A 16851-nucleotide genomic window follows, 5' to 3' on the forward strand; every position below is an offset into this window, starting at 1 on the left:
GTAGTATCCCGATCCGATGCCGGGAACAAAGCCCAGCCTACCGAACATCTACACTGGAGCCGTGGTTTCATGGTTTAGTGCGTCCCGGTCCCGAGCGCCCTTGCCGCGCCTCCGCCCCCGAGCGAGTGCAATCCAGGCCACCAAAGTCGACTTCGCTGAGCTCGCTCCCGACACGTCGAGTTACCTCGGCCAGGTCGCGTACCTGCAGTTGTGTTTCTTCCAGTCGATCTCGAACATCAGCGCCTCGTCGAAAGACCTGGAAGCGACGCAGACCCTCTCGGCTGCCGCCGGCTTCGCCCTCGCCAAGCACCAGGGTCTCGTCGCCGAGATCCGCAGGCGCGGCGAGAACCCGACCGAGGTCATGGCGCCGTTCGTGCCCGGGATCGATCGATTCCTCGACCTCACGCGCGGGGCATCCGTCAACGAGAGCCTGCTGAGTCTCTACATCACGCAGGGCTTTCTCGACGACTTCTTCATCCGCCTCTCCGACGGGTTGCCGTCCGAGATCGGCGCGCGTTACGCCAGCCTGCTCGGGGCCGATTCCGGGTCTGCGGGGATCGTCGGCCTTCTGACGGATGCCATCGCGGTCGACCCGAAACGCGCCCACTTCTTCGCGATGTGCGGCAGGCGGCTCGTCGGCGACACGCTCCTGCTCGCCCATTCGGCGCTCAACCTCGAAGGTCATAGCAAGAGCGACGAAGAGCGGATCGAGCCGGTGTTCACCGAACTCATCGCCACCCACACCCGCCGGATGGACGCGCTCGGCCTCACGGCCTGACGACGCCGGTCACCGGGGCGCGCGTGGCGCGTACCGGAGCAGCACGTTGTCGGAGCCGTCGAACTGCCGCGTGCCGAGAAGCGTGAGATCGGTCGCTCCGGCAAAGAGCGGGATGCCCGCGCCCAGCGCCGTCGGGCTCACCATGAGGTGAATCTCGTCGAGGAGTCCTTCGACGAGGAGCGCGTTCCACATCACCCTGCTCCCGAAAACCACGGCGTCGGCGCTGCCATTCGTGCGGTGTTCGGCGACCCAGGCCGAAAGTCCGGACCGGGGGATCACGGTGGTGGTCGAATGCCACGCGTTGTCCTCCGGTACGACGAGAGTGTCCGAGACGACGACTTTGGCGACACGGTTGTACGCGCGGCTGATGCGGCGATTGTCGTCGTCGAGCGCTCGATTGTCTGGATCGTCCGGTGCGTCGGCGATGTCCGGCCAATAGGAGCTGAACCCCAGGAAGGACTCTCGCCCCAGAAGCACGGTCCCGGCGTCCTCGATCCGTTCCCTGTTATAGAGGTCGAAGGCTTCGTCCATGTTCAGCAGGAGCGGATTGCCGTCTGGTGCGGCGTAAAATCCGTCGAGTGAGACGATGTTGCTGACGACGATCTTCGGCATGATCGACCCACTGTCGCACGGCGCGGCCGCCGAGCGGAAGGCCCGTCAGCCGCCGAGGGCGATGAGGCGGCGCTGGTCGGACTCTTTGCGGTGCCGCCCGAGGTACAGGTCGACGACGGCGGCGACGCCGGTCGCGACCACGAGGGTGACGGCCCAGATCCAGCCGCCGTCCCACGCCCAGCCCAGCCAGGTCAGAAGAACCCAGACGATCGCCGCGACGATTCCGCCCACGGCGGGGATCAGCGCGATCCCGTGCGTGCCGCGCCATGGCAGCGCGTAGTGGACGGCGAGGCCGGCGGCGGCGCCGAACAGGATGATGAAGAGGAGTTCCACGAAGGGATTCCTTAGCCGACGAAACCGATGCGGCGGGCCTCTTCGCTGCCGACCTCGACGTAGGCGAGCCCCGCGGTGGGGACGATGTAGAGCCGGCCCTTGTCATCGCTGAGGGTGAAGTAGCTCTTCTCAGAACCGAGTGCGTCTGCGATTGTCTTCTCGATCTCGGTGGCAGGCTGTGCCGACTCGAAGCTGAGCTCGCGCCCGCTGTTGGTAATACCGATACGGATCTCCACGTAAAGCACCTTTCCCTTGCGTTACCTGAAACATTACGGCAGTTGCCGTGCAGACCTCGACCGCACGGACTCGCCACGAGCGAACACGCACCCGGCGTGCGCCGGGGTGTCGGTGGTGCCCGGTAACTTTGCAGTCGTGGTAATCCGGGGTTTCAACAATTCGACGCGCAGGGCGGCCGCATCCGTACCGATCGTTCCGGATGCGTCGCAGCAGGCGGTTGTGGACCTCGCCGACGGCGCCAGTGCGGCGGTCGCCGGGGCGCCGGGCACAGGCAAGACGTCGACGATCCTCGAGCTCGTCGCCGACCGCATCGGTGCGCGCGGTTACGACCCCGCCGAGGTGCTCGTGCTCGCCCCGAACCGGCGGGCCGCCGCCGGCCTGCGGGACCGCCTGGCCCTGCGCGTCGGCGTGCCGACGACCGGCCCGCTGGCGCGGACCCTGAGTTCGGTCGCATTCTCGATCGTCGGGGCTCGGGCGTCGCTCGAGGGCCGTGAACAGCCGCGGCTGCTCACCGGAGCTGAACAAGACACCGTGATCGCTGAATTGCTGGCGTGGCATGAAGCCGACGGCGCCGGCCCGGACTGGCCCGAACCGCTCGTCGCCGAGGTGCGGGGGCTCAAGGGTTTCCGCACTGAACTGCGGGAACTGATGATGCGAACGGTCGAGGCGGGGCTCCGCCCCGAATCCCTCGCCCGGCTCGGTCGTGAGCAGGGCAGGCCCGAGTGGGCGGCCGCCGGTCGGTTTCTCGCCGAATACGAGCACGTCGTCGACAGCTTCGGTGCCGATTACCTCGACTCCGCCGAGATCGTCGCGCAGGCGACGACAGAGCTCAGCCGCGGGTTCGGGCTCGAACAGCTCCGGCTCGTCGTCGTCGACGATTTCCAGGAGCAGGGGCCGTCAGCGATCGCCCTCCTCCGGGCGCTCGCCCGCCGGGGTGTCGCGGTGCTCGCGTTCGGCGATCCCGATGTCGCGTCCAGCACCTTCCGGGGCTCAGATCCGGCGGCACTGGCCGGGCTCGGCACCGCGCTCGGGGTGCCGGTGCAGCGGTTCAGCCTGTCGACGTCCTACCGCCACAGCGACGGCATCCGTTCGCTCGTCCGCCAGGTGACCGAGCGGGTCGGAACCGCCGGGGCGATCGCTCACCGTTCGGCGGTTGCGGCGGAACGCGACGACTTCCCGCCTGACGACACCCCGCCGATTCTGCGGATCGAAGCCTCGTCGAACGCCGCCGAACACCAGCAGATCGCCCGCGTGCTTCGCGAGCATCACCTGTTCGGCGGCATCCCGTGGTCACGGCTGGCCGTTCTCGTGAGGTCAGGCGCGACCATCCCGGTCCTGGCCAGGGCGCTCGCCCTCGCCGAAGTCCCGACAACGACGCCGGCCGGAGGCCGCACCATCCGGGCGGAGTTCGCGTCGGCCCAGTTCCTGTCAGCTGTCGCGTTCGTGCTCGGCCGAACCGACGCGACGCCGGAACTCGTCACCTCCCTGCTGACCGGTCCGCTCTGCGGCCTCGACGGGATCTCGCTGCGCCGGGTGCGGCGGGCGTTGCGGCACGAGGAGCTGGCCGGGGAGGGCGCCCGTTCCGGCGACGAGCTGCTGCTCGAAGCGCTCGAGCAGCCCAGTCGGTTCGCCACCATCGACTCCGCCGCGGCCCGGGCGGCAGGGAGGTTCGCCACGACCCTGTCCGAGGCTCGGGCGGCCGCGCTGGCCGGCGCCAGCATCGAAGAGCTGCTCTGGCTGTTCTGGGAACGCAGCGGCCTCGCCGCTTCCTGGTCGGCGCAGGCGCTCGGCTCGGGCCTCGCCGCCGACGAAGCCAACCGCAATCTCGACAGCGTGATGGCCCTGTTCACCGCGGCGAAGCGATTCGTCGAACGCCACCCGGCCGAACCGGCCGGGCGTTTCGTCGACGAAATCCTCGCATCCGAAATCCCCGAAGACTCCCTTACCCCGCAGTCCGCCGCCGATGCGGTGTTCATCGGTACGCCCAGTTCGGTCGTCGGCAGCGAATTCGAGGTTGTGATCGTGGCCGGCCTGCAGGACGGTGCCTGGCCGAACCCGCAGCTGCGTGGGTCGTTGCTGTATCCGCACCACCTCAGCCAGCTGTCCGCCGGTCTCCCCGTCGCCGACCTCGATGCCCGCGCCGAAGTCCTCTCCGATGAGCTGCGGATGTTCGCCCTCGCGGTGTCGCGCGCCCGCAGGCAGGTCGTCCTCACGGCAACGGTGAACGACGACGAACAACCCTCCGCGTTCCTCCGTTTCCCGGCCATTCGCGCTGTCGAGCCGCTCCGCGGGGCCGACGCACAGCATCCGCTGTCGCTCCGGGGGATGGTCGGAGTGTTGCGGCGTCGTCTCGTCACCACCGGCGATCCCCATGCGGCGTCGGCGCTGGCGCGGCTGGCGGCCGAGGCCGTGCCCGGGGCCGACCCGGAGGACTGGTACGGCCTGCTCGAACCGTCGACGACGGCGCCGCTCGTCGACCTCACCGACCCGGAGACAAGCGTGCCGGTGTCGCCGTCCAAGCTCGAGACCTTCGAGAAATCAGGTCTCGCCTGGTTCATCGACACCATGGCGGCGGCCCCGTCCGGCCTCGCCGCAGGAATCGGCACCGTCGTTCACGCCGCGATGGAGCACGCAGGGCGGATCCCGGCGTCGGAGCAGACCGACGACGACGTGAGCGTCGCACAACTGTGGAAGCACATCGACGAACACTGGTCCGAGCTGTACTTCGAGGCGCCGTGGCTGGCCGAACGCCAGCGCCGGCTGACCTCCCGGCTCGTTGAGGGCCTGTCCGAGTACCTCACCGACTTTCGCCGGGCAGGAAGTGAGACGATCAGCGCCGAAGGGAAGTTCTCGGTGACGCTCGGCCAGGTGAAGCTTTCGGGCACGATCGACCGGGTCGAGCGACTACCGGGCGGCGAGGTGGTCATCGTCGACCTGAAGACCGGCAAGAACGCTCCTCCCAAAGCGCAGGTCGATGAGAATCCGCAACTCGGGGGATACCAGCTCGCGCTTGCCGCCGGGGCGATCGAGGGGACCACGCCGGTCGACGCCTCGGGTGGGGCGACCCTGCTCTACGTCTCGGGTGGAACGCGCGGCAAAGGTTACAAGGTGCTGACCCAACAGCCGATGTCGGAGGACGAACGCGACGCGTTCACCCACCGCGTCGTGACGGCAGGACACGGCATGGCGGCCGCGGAGTTCTCCGGCAACCCGAACCTCGACGAACGCGACCCGAAGGCAGACCCCATGTACCGCATCCACCTCGTCGCTGCCGTGAGCGCATGACCCCCCGAACAGAGATGGCGGCGCGGGCGATCGCCGCGAGGCTGTCCCAGCCGAACCCGACCGACGAGCAGGTCGCAGTGATCCAGGCCGATCTCGCCCCGGCCCTCGTCGTCGCCGGTGCCGGCAGCGGGAAGACCGAGACGATGGCCAACCGGATCGTCTGGCTGCTGGCGAACGGCAAGGTGAGGGTTCCGGAGATCCTCGGGCTCACCTTCACCCGCAAGGCAGCAGGCGAACTCGCCGAACGCGTGCGTGTGCGCATCGGGCAGTTGCAGGACTCCCAGCTGGCCGAGGACGGCCAGGCCGTGATCGATGTGCTCGAAGCCCCGACCATCGCCACCTACAACTCGTTCGCCAGCGGACTGTTCCGCGAGTATGCGCGGCTGATCGGGCGCGAACCGGACGCCACCGTGCTCACCGAGGCGTCGGCGTGGCGCCTGGCCCGGCGGATCGTCGTCGACAGCGCCGACGACCGGCTGGTGGGCATCGACAAGAGCGTCGACCAGGTCACGGCGGCGGTGCTCTCGCTCAGCCATGCGATCAGCGACAACGACGCAGCCGGCCGTACCGACGACATCCGCTCGTTTGCGTCGACGTTCCTGTCGCTCGGCGAGCTGCCCGTTCATGACGGGTCGTCACGCAAGAGGATCCCGTTTGCGTCGGTCACCGCCGCCCTTACTGACATCGGCTCGCTCGGGCTTCTTGTCGACCTCGCCGAACGGTTCGCCGCCGAAAAGCAGCGGCTCGGCTTCGTCGAATTCAGCGACCAGGTCGCGCTTGCCCTCGAGATCTGCCGCCGGGTTCCGCGTGTGGTCGACGAGTACCGGTCGCGGTTCAAGGTCGTCATCCTCGACGAATACCAGGACACCTCCGTGGTGCAGACCGATCTGCTCGCCCGGCTTTTCGCCGGACACCCGGTGATGGCGGTCGGTGACCCCAACCAGTCGATCTACGGCTGGCGCGGGGCGAGCGCCGCGAACCTCGCCCGGTTCTCCGCCGACTTCTCCGCCGGTTCGTCGCCCGGCGCCGACGCGTACGCCCTGTCGACGAGCTGGCGCAACTCCGGACGGGTGCTGGACGCGGCCAACGCCATCGTCGGACCCCTCCCGCCGACGCCGCACGTCCCGGTGCGTCGGCTGAGCAGTTCGCCGTTCGCGGGCCCGGGCGAGATCTCCGTCGTGTTCGCCGAGACGGTCGTCGATGAAGCGGATGCCGTCGCCCGCTGGCTGGCGGCGGAGCTCGCGCGAGAGTCGGCGAAGGGTGAGCAGCGCACCGCGGCGATGCTCTGCCGGTCGCTGAAGAAGGTCGACGTCTTCACCGAGGCCCTCCGCCGCAATAACGTTCCGTTCCACATCCTCGGTGTCGCCGGGCTGCTCGAACAGCCGGTCGTCGTCGACCTGGTCGCCGCCCTGCGGGTCCTGCACGACCCGACGGCCGGTTCGGAGCTTGTCCGGCTGCTCACCGGGGCGCGGTGGCGGATCGGGCCGCGCGACATCAAGGCGCTGAGCGGCCTTGCCCGGTGGCTCGCCGACCGTGACCTGTCGCAGCGGCTGATCGCCGAAGAGGTGCGCGACCGAATCGCGGCCTCCGCCGCGCACGACGACGGCAAATCCCTCGTCGACGCCCTCGACTTTCTGCAGACCGCGCCGGCCAATCACTCGGCCCTCCGTGAATTCAGTGCCGAAGGCATCCGCCGGATGCGACTCGTCGCGCGCCAACTGGCGGCGCTGCGCCGCCGGTCGGGGCTCGACCTGTACGACCTCGTCAACCTGGTCGTGCAGGAACTCCAGCTCGACATCGAAGTGGCGGCGAACGATCAGAACCCGCTCGGGCAGCCCAGCCTCGACGCGTTCTCCGAGCAGATCGCGTCGTACCTCGCCGTCGACGACGGTGGCGGCCTGGGGCCGTTTCTGTCCTGGCTGGCCGAAGCGGAGCGGCGCGAGAACCTCAGCCCGCGCGGCGACGACCCGGAACCGGGGACGGTGCAGATCCTCACCATCCACGGGTCCAAGGGGCTGGAATGGGACAGCGTCGCCGTGCCCCGGATGGTCGCTGACGAACTCCCCGGCACGCTGCGAAGCAAGCGCGGCTGGACGGCATTCGGCGAACTTCCGTTCGAGTTCCGCGGTGACCGCGACGAACTGCCGACCCTGGCCTGGCGCGGTGCGACGACCCAGGCCGAGTTCGACCTCGCCTACACGGCGTTCGGCGAAGGGCTTGAGGAGCGCAACGCGGCGGAACAGCGCCGGCTGGGGTACGTCGCCGTCACTCGGGCGAAGGACGCGCTTCTGGCCAGTGGGTCGTTCTGGGCGACCCAGGTGAAACCCCGGGCCCCCGGACAGTTCCTCCGCGAGATCGCTGACGCCGTCGGGTCAGCCGACGCTCTCCCCGACCAGTCGCAGTTCGAGGAGAACCCGCTCGCCGGCACGCAGAACGACGTCTCCTGGCCGCTGGACCCGCTCGGCGCCCGACGAGCGCCGGTGGCCGCGGCGGCCGACGCGGTCCGCACGGCGGACCCGTCGCTGCCGACGATCTGGTCGAACGACATCGCCCTGCTCCTCGCCGAGCGCGAGGCCCGGCTGCTGTCCGACGAGTACGTCGACCTTCCCGACCGGGTGCCGGCATCCCGGTTCAAGGAATTCGTGACGGATGCCGCCGGCCTTGCGACCCGGATGCGTCGCCCCCTGCCCGAACGCCCCTACCGGCAGACCCGCCTCGGAACCCTGTTCCACTCCTGGGTGGAGCAACGCGCGGGTATCGCGGGCGGACAGGAATCGCTCGACTCCGGCCTCCTCGAACAGGACCTCGACGAGGGCCCGGGCACCCTGCTGCCGCTCGAGCAGCGGGAGCTGGACGAACTGGCCGTTCTGCAGCGCACGTTCGAGGCATCCGAATGGGCGGGGCTCCGCCCGGTCGAGGTGGAACGCGAGATCAACTTCGTCCTCGGCGGGCAGATCATCATCTGCAAGCTCGACGCCGTCTACGAACGCGACGGGCGCTTTCAGATCGTCGACTGGAAGACCGGCAAGGCCCCGACGACGGCTGCCGAGCTCGAGGAACGCCAGTATCAGCTCGCGCTGTACCGCCTCGCTTATGCCCAGTGGAAGCAGGTGCCTACGGAACTCATCGACGCGGTGTTCTACTACGTCACCGACGACCGTGTGATCCGGCCCGAGGTCCTCTACTCCGCTGAGGAGCTCGGTCGCCGCTGGTTCAGGGGTGTGATCTCGCCGGACTCGGCAGCCTCAAGCGCCGAGAAGTCGAGTTCGGCGGTGTAGCCCGCGTCGCCGCGGTCACCCTTGGCGGCGATGATGTCCGACGCAGCACTGCTCGACGCCGCGCTGCCCGACCCGACAATGTGGATCGGGCCGGTCTCGACGGCATCCGGGTCCTGGTCGGCTTTCGCGGATCGCCCGTCTGTGTCGTCGGCCCGTTCCGGGTTGCTGACCAGCTCGGCGTCGCGGCCGAAGACAGCCTCGAGTTCTGAGCGGTCGTAGCTGTCGGTCTGCATGCCGATCCCTGATGTGCCCGAGACGGCGGTCGAGGGCGGGGTGCGGCGAAGCATGTCCTCCACATCGGACACGGCCATGATCGGGCCGGTCTGCGGCGACAACGGGTTCATGAGGTTCCCGAGAACGTGGTCGACAAGTCCGTCGAGCAGGCTGACGGCGTCGTCGATGATGCGCTGGTCGCGGGAATCCACGCCGTGCAACAGCCACCGCGCGAGTTCCAGTTCGGCGTGCAGCATCGACCGCTGCACGAGCAGGCTGTCCTGGTGTCTCGTCGACGACGACCGATAGGCGGCGAGCACGCTCTCAGCGGCCTCACCGGTGCCGCTCAGCCAGTGCAGGTCGCGGGCGGGGTCGCCCACGCGGAGGGAACTCCACCCCAGCACACCGGTGACGATGGGTCCGACGTCGTGGTCGGTGAGCACGAAGGAGTCGGCGCTGAGGGAGCCGTGAATCACGGTCGGCTGAAACTGCCAGAGGGTGTCGTCCGCCGCGGCATCCGTCCAGCGTTTGCGGACCGCTGTCGGCAGCAGCCGTGTCGACGCCGCGCGCTCGATGACGCTGCGGGCCTCGTTGCGGCACTCGGCGGCGGTGAGGTGGGGGAGACCCACTTCAGCGACGAACGAACCGGGAAGCGCGTGGATGGCGGCGATCGCCGCACCCATCGACGTTGCGATGCCGTCGCCGGCGGGGATCGCGGACGCCTCGACGGTATAGCCGGGCAGGTAGTCGTAGACGACGACCCGGGTCCCGCGGGTCGACCCCTGGCCGACCACCGTGGGCACCTCGAACGGGAGACGGCTGCGGATGCCCGCGGTCATCGCCTGCAGGGCAATGAGTTCGACGGACTGTTCGCTCGCCGCCCGCTCGTTCGCCGGCACACGGATCACGAGCTCGCGATCGTCGCTGGTGCGGAGCAGAGCCGAGTCGAAGTCACCGGTTGTTCCGTGCCCGAACGGGCCTGCGCCGAGAATCTGCAGGTCCGCGACGGCTGATGTAGCCAACGCGGCTAGAGTTAGATGCGATCTGGCCATGGCATCTAGGTTAGGTTGCCCAGCCCCGTGGCGGCCATACGCCACGCCTTTCACGTGGGAGTGCTTTTTGTTCGTCCTTGGTGCGCTTCGCGATCTTCCCCTCGCCCGCGGTGTCGTCGACCGCGACGCCGACGCGCGCGTTCGGCCGGACCTGTTCGCCGAACTGGCGGCTGATCCGCTCTGCCGGGTTCTCCCGCTGTGGAACGGTAAAACCCTGATGACCGGCGAGCGGCTCGCTCTCTCCTCGCCGGAGGCGGCCGCCGATGCCGACCTTCTTCTCTACCTCGGCCGGGCGACCGACCCCGAGACCGACGCCGAGCCGGGCGCGCCGGTTGTGGCGGCCGTGCTGTCGGATGAGATCGCGGCCGCGACCGAACCAGATCCCGACCGGTGGGTGTCGCTTCGCGAATCCGGGGACTCGCTCGGCACGGGGGACTCCGCGCTGCTTGCGGCGGCCGTGGCCCTCGCGAACTGGCACGCCTCCGAGCCGCACTGTTCACGCTGCGGCGTCGGCACCGCGCCCGAACTCGCCGGCTGGGCGAGGCGCTGTCCCGCCTGCTCGAACCAGACTTTCCCTCGCACCGACCCGGCGGTCATCGTGCTCGTGCTCGATGAGGACGACCGGCTCCTCCTCGGGTCGAACGTGCTCTGGCCCGAAGGACGCTATTCGCTGCTCGCCGGCTTCGTGGAGGCGGGGGAGTCGCTGGAGAGCGCGGTCTGCCGTGAGATCGCCGAAGAGTCCGGCGTGCGCGTCGAAAACCCGCGCTACCTCGGGTCGCAGCCGTGGCCCTTCCCGCGGTCGATGATGCTTGGTTTCTCCGCCCGCGTCGCCGCAGGCGAAGACCCCGACGACCTCCGCCCGGATGGTGACGAGATCATCGACCTGCGCTGGTTCACGCGCGACCAGCTCCGCAAAGAGGCCGGCACCCTGCTGCTACCGGGGACGATCTCGATCGCCCGGCACCTGATCGACCTGTGGCTGGTCGCCGACGGCGGCCCCGACCTCGACGAGTCAGCGCGGTTGGCTTCCGCTGAGCCAGTCGTCAAGGCATGAGCGGCGAACTCACCGATCTTCTCGCCGGGCTCGACGACGACCAGAGGGTCGCCGCCGAGGCTCTCCGCGGTCCGGTCTGTGTGCTCGCCGGTGCCGGTACGGGCAAGACCCGGGCGATCACCCACCGGATCGCGCACGGGGTCGCGACCGGCACCTACGCCGCGAACCGGGTGATGGCCCTTACCTTCACGAACCGGGCAGCGGCGGAGCTGCGCGGCCGGCTCCGTCATCTGGGCGCCGGAGGCGTCGCCGCGCGCACCTTCCACGCGGCGGCCCTCAGCCAGCTCAACTACTTCTGGCCGCACACCGTCGGCGGCATCATGCCCGCGCTTATTCCGAGCAAGGGGAAGATGCTCGGCCACGCAGCCGAACGCCTGCGCCTCAAGCTCGACACGGCGACCCTGCGCGACATCGCCGCCGAGGTCGAGTGGCGCAAGGTGTCAGGCCTGAGCATCGAACAGTACGCCGCCGCGAACCGGCCTGCCCCGCAGAACCTCACCGCAGACCAGGTCGCGGCGATGCAGCAGGCGTACGAGGACCTCAAGGACGAACGCCGGCAGCTCGACTTCGAAGACGTGCTCCTGGCCTGCGCCGGCATGATCCAGACCGAGCCGGCCGTCGCCATGCAGGTCCATGAGCAATACCGGTTCTTCGTGGTCGACGAGTACCAGGACGTGTCACCGCTTCAGCAACAGCTTCTCGAACTCTGGATCGGCGGCCGGAACGACGTCTGCGTCGTCGGCGACGCCAGCCAGACGATCTATTCCTTCGCCGGGGCCCGCAGCGACTTCCTCCTCGACTTTCCCGCGCGACATCCGGATGCCACGGTGGTGCGGCTCGAGCAGAACTACCGGTCCACCCCCCAGATCGTCGACACCGCCAACCGTCTGATGCGGGGTCGCCCGGGCGCGCTGACCCTCCACGCCAGCCGGGGGGCGGACAGCCACCGCCAGCCCGACATCTCGATGTATCCGAACGACATGTCCGAGGCCAGGGCGATCGCCCAGTCGGTGCTCGAGCAGATCGCTGCGGGAACGAAACCCGAGCACATCGCGATCCTCTACCGGGTGAACGTGCAGTCGGCCGCGCTCGAAACCGCCCTCAGTGATGTGGGCATCCCTTACCTGCTGCGCGGCAGCAAACGTTTCTTCGACCTGCCCGAGGTGCGGCAGGCGATCATGGCGCTGCGCGGGGCATCCGTGTCCATCACCGGCGAACCGCTCTTCAAGTCGGTCAGCGACGTTCTGCGTTCGCTCGGCTGGACCCAGGTCGCCCCTGAGGCGGCGGGAGCGGTGCGCGACAAGTGGGAATCGCTCAACGCGATCATGGGACTCGTCGACCAGGCGCCGCCGGATACGACGTTCCGCCAGTTCACCGACGAGCTCCTGGAACGGCAAGCCGGACAGCACGAACCGACGGTGTCTGCGGTCACCCTCGCCACCCTGCATTCGGCGAAGGGGCTCGAGTGGGATGCCGTGTATCTCCTGGGACTCAGCGAAGGGCTCGTGCCGATCAGCTACGCCAGGAGCTTCGAACAGGTGGATGAGGAACGAAGGTTGCTCTATGTGGGCATCACCCGGGCCCGGTCACGGTTGTTCATGTCGTGGGCTGAGCATTCAGGGCGCTCTCCCCAGCCGCGGGAGCAGTCGCGCTTCCTGACAGAGATCGGCATCCGCACTCCGGGTGTGGCCGGTGCACGGTCAGGCTCCCCGACACTCGGAACGCGTCGATCCTGAGCGACGCCGAGACAAGGTCGTTCGAGCCGTTCTCGAGTCGTGCCGTCACGATTCGGGCCACCCGCGCGCTGACCTCGCTGATCAGCGGTTCCTGCTCAGCGAGGGACGGCCGGCCGAGAAGCTGAGCGGCCATCACCGGCCAGGCCGCGTCGGCATCCGTCCGTTCGCGGGCAAGGCAGTGCAGGCATGGCCCCGCGCCCGGCTCGACGAGCGGGCCGATCTGCACCCCGATATCGGTGTAGACCACGGCGAGGTGCGGGATGTCGAGGCTGAGCCAGCGCACATACCGCCGCGGGTCGATGACGTGGGTGGACACGAGAACGGCGAGGTCCGGAGGCTCCGCCGTCTCCGTTCCCGATTCCGGGAACCCGGAGGATCGCAAGAGACGACGGATGCCGTCAGCCGTCTTCCCGTCTCCGTCGACGATCCAGTGCGGCGTCTCCCGGAGCCGCTCAGGCGCGAGAAGTGCCGGGGTGATCTCGGCGAGGAAGCGATCCACGTCGTCGGGCTCCGCCCCGACCTGGGTCGCCAGGTTGTCGAGCTGGTTCCTGCTGGTGCCGGCCATCACCGCGCCGAGCAGGTGTTCGAGAGCCGGCGTGACCCGGTCGAGTCGCGCGAGCGGGTGCTCGGCGCCGATCTGCAGCGACGATGTGTCGCGCCAGACGATGGGGTATCGGGGATCGAGTTGAAGGAACATGCCCGAGATCATGCCTCACGGGCGCGTTCGGCGTGCGGGTTTTCCACAGCACGGATGCCGATCGGCGGTCTGTGGCGCGCGGTCGAGTTGCCACGGAACGCTGTTCGGAGCGTCGAGTTGCCTAAAGGTGCTGTTCGCGGGCGCTGTGGACGACACGTTGTGGCGGATCGAGCCCGTGCAGGTGCGGGATGCCGCCCGGTGCGTCGAGTTGCGACGCGATGTTGTTCGGAGCGTCGAGTTGCCACGCGATGTTGTTCGGAGCGTTGAGTTGCCTGGAGGTGCTGTTCGCGGGCGCTCTGAACGACACGTTGTGGCGAATCGAGCCCGTGCAGGTGCGGGATGCCGCCCGGTGCGTCGAGTTGCCACGGGATGTTGTTCGGAGCGTCGAGTTGTCACGCGATGTTGTTCGGTGCGTCGAGTTGCCACGCGATGTTGTTCGGTGCGTCGAGTTGCCACGCGATGTTGTTCGGTGCGTCGAGTTGCCACGTGATGTTGTTCGAGCGTTGAGTTGCCTAAAGGTGCTGTTCGCGAGCGCTCTGAACGACACGTTGTGGCGAATCGAGCCCGTGCAGGTGCGGGATGCCGCCCGGTGCGTCGAGTTGCCACGGAACGCTGTTCGGAGCGTTGAGTTGCCAGGAGGTGCTGTTCGCGGGCGCTGTGGACGACACGTTGTGGGGAATCGAGCCCGTGCAGGTGCGGGATGCCGCCCGGTGCGTCGAGTTGCCACGCAATGTTGTTCGGTGCGTCGAGTTGCCACGGAACGCTGTTCGGAGCGTTGAGTTGCCTGGAGGTGCTGTTCGTAGGCGCTCTGGACGACACGGTGTGGCGGATCGAGGCGCCGGTGCCGGGACGCCGCGTCAGACCACCGGGGGAGTGTCGCCCTTCGGCGGGCCTCCCTCGCCCCGGAGCAGGTCTTCGAGCGCGGTGTCGAATTCGTCCGGCTCGGGGACCTCGCCGCGGGCACGCGCCTCGAGGCGGGCGATCAATGCGGCCGGGTCGTCGATGTCTGCACCTGTGGGGATCACGTCAGGGTGTGCCCACAGGGCGTCCCGCGCGTCGTCGCCGACGGCATCCGTGATCTGCTGCCACATCGCGGCAGCCTCACGCAGACGTCGCGGCCGCAGCTCGAGGCCGACGAGGGTGGAGAACGCCGACTCGGCAGGCCCCCCGGTCGCACGGCGGCGCCGGACCATCTCGGCGATCGCATCGGCCTTCGGCAGCCGCCCTGTCGCCCGGGCGGTCACGACGTCGACCCAGCCTTCGACCAGGGCGAGGGTGGTTTCAAGGCGGGCGAGCGTGCTCAGCTGGGCGTCGGTCTTCGGGGGAATCAGCGAGCCGTCGACCATGGCCTGCCGCAGTTCCTCCGGGTTCGACGGGTCGAAGCCCTCGGCGAGGCTCTCGAGCCGATCGGTGTCGATCCGGATGCCACGGGCGAATTCGGTGATCGACGAAATGAGGTGCAGACGCAGCCAGCGGGCGTGACGGAACAGGCGGGCGTGAGCGATCTCGCGCACGGCGAGATACAACTGGACCTGATCGTCGGGAATGTCGAGACCCTCGCCGAAGGCCGTCGCGTTCTGCGGCAGGATGGCGGCCTGGTTGTCGTCGAGAAGCGGGATGCCGATGTCTCCTCCCGAGACGACCTCTGTCGACAGCTGGCCGACGACCTGGCCGAGCTGCATCGCGAAGAGGGCGCCGCCGATGCTCCTCAGAAGCGCGCCGGCGTTCTCGACCATGCCCTGGAACTCCTCCGGTGCCTGCTCGCGCAGCACCCCGGTGAGGGCGTCGGAGATGCTCGTGGCCACCGGCTCGGCGAGCTGCGTCCACACCGGCATGGTCGCGCGTGCCCATTCGGCCCGGGTGACCAGGCGCGGCACGCTCGTCAGCTCGCTGATCCCGGTCACATCGTCGAGCCAGAGCGCGGCCACCGAGAACGCCGCATCGAGTGCGGCACGCTGCTCGGCCGTTGCGGGCACGGCCTCGTTGGTCGCAATGGTGACAGCCTGGTCGGTGGCGGCCTGCCAGTTGACCTTGCCGTCGCCCGCGCCCTGCAGCGCATTGCGAAGCTGGCTGATCATGGCGTTGACCGAGGCGGGGTCCCCGGGGAGACCGGCGGCCCCGGCGAGCTGGCTGGGGTCGATCCCGGCGTTCCCGGCCAGGAACTGCCGCAGCATGTCACGGAATTCGTCCTCGGGGTTTTTGTCGGATTCGTCGGGCACAGAGGCCACCTTTCAGACAGCATTCGGTTGCGGGATCTACGCTAGTCGTTGATCCTCCGAGATTCGCGTGGCTGCCCGTGGCAGGTGTCCGCCCGTCGCGAACACCAGAAAGGCACGATGAGTCTGTTCAACGAAACCCCGCCGGTATACGCACCGGAGGCGCTGTACTCAGACGCGGAGCTTGCTCGGATGGAGAAAGAACGCCGCCGCCGCAATCGCGGCTGGCTGGCGCTCGCCGTGTCGCTCGTCATCGTCCTCGGGCTCGCCCTCTGGCCGACGTCGTATGTGATCCAACAGCCGGGTCCGGTCTTCAACACCCTCGGCTCCGTCACGATCAAGGACGAGAAGGTCCCGCTCGTGACAGTAGATGGCGCCGAGACCTACGAGACCGGGGGAACGCTCGACATGCTCACCGTCCAGGCGGTCGGCAACCGGGAACAGCGCCCAAGCTGGTTCGAGGTGGCGCTGGCCTGGTTCTCGCCGAGCAAAGCCATCGTTCCGGTCGATTCCCTCTTCCCCGAAGGCGTGACGACCGAGGAGCGCGAGGCCGAGAACGCTGCGCTGATGGTCGATTCCCAGCAGGATGCCATCGCGGCGGCCCTCACGGAACTCGGCTACGACTTTCCTGCCCAACTCGCCGTCGGCCAGGTCGCCGACGGGACTCCGGCAGACGGCAAGCTCAAGGTCGACGACGAGATCCTCGCGGTGAACGATGTCGCCGTCAGCGACCTGGCCTCGCTTCGTGACGCGATCGCGCGGAACGGCTCGGACTCGGCAGCGGAATTCGACATCCTGCGCGATGAGGTCCCGACCACCGTCTCGATCACGCCCGTCCCAGCGACCTCGGCCGACGGCAAGGAGACGAGCATCGTCGGCGTCGCCACGAAGGTCCTCTACGACTTTCCGGTCGACGTCACCATCCAGCTCGACAACGTCGGCGGGCCGAGCGCCGGCATGATGTTCGCGCTCGGCATCATCGACAAGATGACCCCGGGCGAAATCAACGGAGGAGAGAAGGTGGCCGGGACCGGAACGATCGACGCCGAAGGCGTCGTCGGGCCGATCGGCGGCATCCGTCAGAAGCTCTACGGAGCGGAGGATGCCGGATCGGACTACTTCCTCGCGCCCGCGGCGAACTGCAACGAGGTCGTCGGGCACGTGCCCGACGGCATCCGTGTCCTGAGCGTGGCCACCCTGGACGACGCGATCACCGCGCTCGACGCAATCGCGGCGTCCGATGGCATCGACGCCCTCGCGACCTGCGAGTCACAGCCGGCGGCGGGCTAGCTTGCAGCAGGCAACAGGCTAGCTCCCAGCCAGCCGGGGGGCGATCCCCATAGACTTGGCATCAGAATCC

The 16851-nt window shown here is 68.6% G+C and carries 12 protein-coding genes and 1 pseudogene; 6 read left to right on the forward strand and 7 right to left on the reverse strand.

What is annotated here, in order from left to right:
* The first annotated feature begins 61 nt into the window (after nt 1-61).
* Nucleotides 62-778 carry a ferritin-like fold-containing protein gene (locus ABIE24_RS07205; protein WP_354498214.1) on the forward strand — a complete coding sequence of 239 codons (717 nt, stop codon included), beginning with the start codon at nt 62-64 and terminating at the stop codon, nt 776-778.
* Nucleotides 779-787: 9 nt separating this feature from the next.
* Here the strand turns inward: ABIE24_RS07205 and ABIE24_RS07210 are convergent, their stop codons facing one another.
* From ABIE24_RS07210 to ABIE24_RS07220, 3 genes are read right to left on the reverse strand one after another with little or no spacing between them, the layout of a single operon-like run.
* Nucleotides 788-1390, reverse strand: a complete 603-nt coding sequence (locus tag ABIE24_RS07210; RefSeq protein ID WP_354498216.1) for a dihydrofolate reductase family protein — start codon at nt 1388-1390, stop codon at nt 788-790.
* Nucleotides 1391-1435: 45 nt separating this feature from the next.
* Nucleotides 1436-1723 (reverse strand): hypothetical protein, encoded by a 288-nt coding sequence (locus tag ABIE24_RS07215; protein ID WP_354498218.1) that lies wholly within the window; start codon nt 1721-1723, stop codon nt 1436-1438.
* An 11-nt stretch (nt 1724-1734) separates the two neighbouring features.
* Nucleotides 1735-1959 carry a DUF3107 domain-containing protein gene (locus tag ABIE24_RS07220; protein WP_354498220.1) on the reverse strand — a complete coding sequence of 75 codons (225 nt, stop codon included), beginning with the start codon at nt 1957-1959 and terminating at the stop codon, nt 1735-1737.
* A 136-nt stretch (nt 1960-2095) separates the two neighbouring features.
* On the opposite strand from ABIE24_RS07220, the gene ABIE24_RS07225 reads away from it, so the two are divergent.
* Nucleotides 2096-5245, forward strand: a complete 3150-nt coding sequence (locus ABIE24_RS07225) for an ATP-dependent helicase (RefSeq protein ID WP_354498222.1) — start codon at nt 2096-2098, stop codon at nt 5243-5245.
* Nucleotides 5242-8523, forward strand: coding sequence for an ATP-dependent DNA helicase (locus ABIE24_RS07230; protein ID WP_354498224.1), 3282 nt, complete (start codon nt 5242-5244; stop codon nt 8521-8523). The genes ABIE24_RS07225 and ABIE24_RS07230 overlap by 4 nt, the downstream gene beginning before the upstream one ends.
* Here the strand turns inward: ABIE24_RS07230 and ABIE24_RS07235 are convergent.
* Complete coding sequence (locus ABIE24_RS07235; protein WP_354498226.1) at nt 8427-9758, reverse strand: phosphotransferase; 1332 nt, start codon at nt 9756-9758, stop codon at nt 8427-8429. The genes ABIE24_RS07230 and ABIE24_RS07235 overlap by 97 nt on opposite strands.
* Nucleotides 9759-9855: 97 nt before the next feature.
* Here ABIE24_RS07235 and nudC point away from each other — a divergent pair, with 97 nt between their 5' ends.
* Entirely contained in the window at nt 9856-10842 is a 987-nt protein-coding gene (nudC, locus tag ABIE24_RS07240) for an NAD(+) diphosphatase (protein WP_354498227.1), read from the forward strand.
* Complete coding sequence (locus ABIE24_RS07245) at nt 10839-12578, forward strand: ATP-dependent helicase (protein ID WP_354498229.1); 1740 nt, start codon at nt 10839-10841, stop codon at nt 12576-12578. The genes nudC and ABIE24_RS07245 overlap by 4 nt, the downstream gene beginning before the upstream one ends.
* Here ABIE24_RS07245 and ABIE24_RS07250 read toward each other — a convergent pair.
* The 3 genes and pseudogenes from ABIE24_RS07250 to ABIE24_RS07260 all read right to left on the reverse strand — a co-directional run.
* Nucleotides 12538-13287 (reverse strand): annotated as a pseudogene (locus ABIE24_RS07250) (TOMM precursor leader peptide-binding protein); the annotation flags it as partial. The gene ABIE24_RS07245 and the pseudogene ABIE24_RS07250 sit on opposite strands and share 41 nt — an antisense overlap.
* A 109-nt stretch (nt 13288-13396) precedes the next feature.
* Entirely contained in the window at nt 13397-13582 is a 186-nt protein-coding gene (locus tag ABIE24_RS07255; RefSeq protein WP_354498231.1) for a hypothetical protein, read from the reverse strand.
* Between the two features lie 550 nt (nt 13583-14132).
* Nucleotides 14133-15494 (reverse strand): zinc-dependent metalloprotease, encoded by a 1362-nt coding sequence (locus ABIE24_RS07260; protein ID WP_502916251.1) that lies wholly within the window; start codon nt 15492-15494, stop codon nt 14133-14135.
* A gap of 117 nt (nt 15495-15611) precedes the next feature.
* Between ABIE24_RS07260 and ABIE24_RS07265 the strand changes: the two genes are divergently transcribed.
* Nucleotides 15612-16781, forward strand: a complete 1170-nt coding sequence (locus tag ABIE24_RS07265) for a YlbL family protein (protein WP_354498233.1) — start codon at nt 15612-15614, stop codon at nt 16779-16781.
* The last annotated feature ends 70 nt before the right edge of the window (nt 16782-16851 follow it).

Origin of the sequence: Mycetocola sp. 2940 (assembly GCF_040548835.1) — a bacterium.
In the GTDB taxonomy this organism is placed as follows: Bacteria; Actinomycetota; Actinomycetes; order Actinomycetales; family Microbacteriaceae; genus Mycetocola_A.

Coding starts and splice junctions, on each gene's coding strand:
- ABIE24_RS07210 (WP_354498216.1), bottom strand. CDS start 1,390: ATGCCGAAGATCGTCGTCAGCAACATCGTCTCACTCGACGGATTTTAC.
- ABIE24_RS07230 (WP_354498224.1), top strand. CDS start 5,242: ATGACCCCCCGAACAGAGATGGCGGCGCGGGCGATCGCCGCGAGGCTG.
- ABIE24_RS07245 (WP_354498229.1), top strand. CDS start 10,839: ATGAGCGGCGAACTCACCGATCTTCTCGCCGGGCTCGACGACGACCAG.
- ABIE24_RS07265 (WP_354498233.1), top strand. CDS start 15,612: ATGAGTCTGTTCAACGAAACCCCGCCGGTATACGCACCGGAGGCGCTG.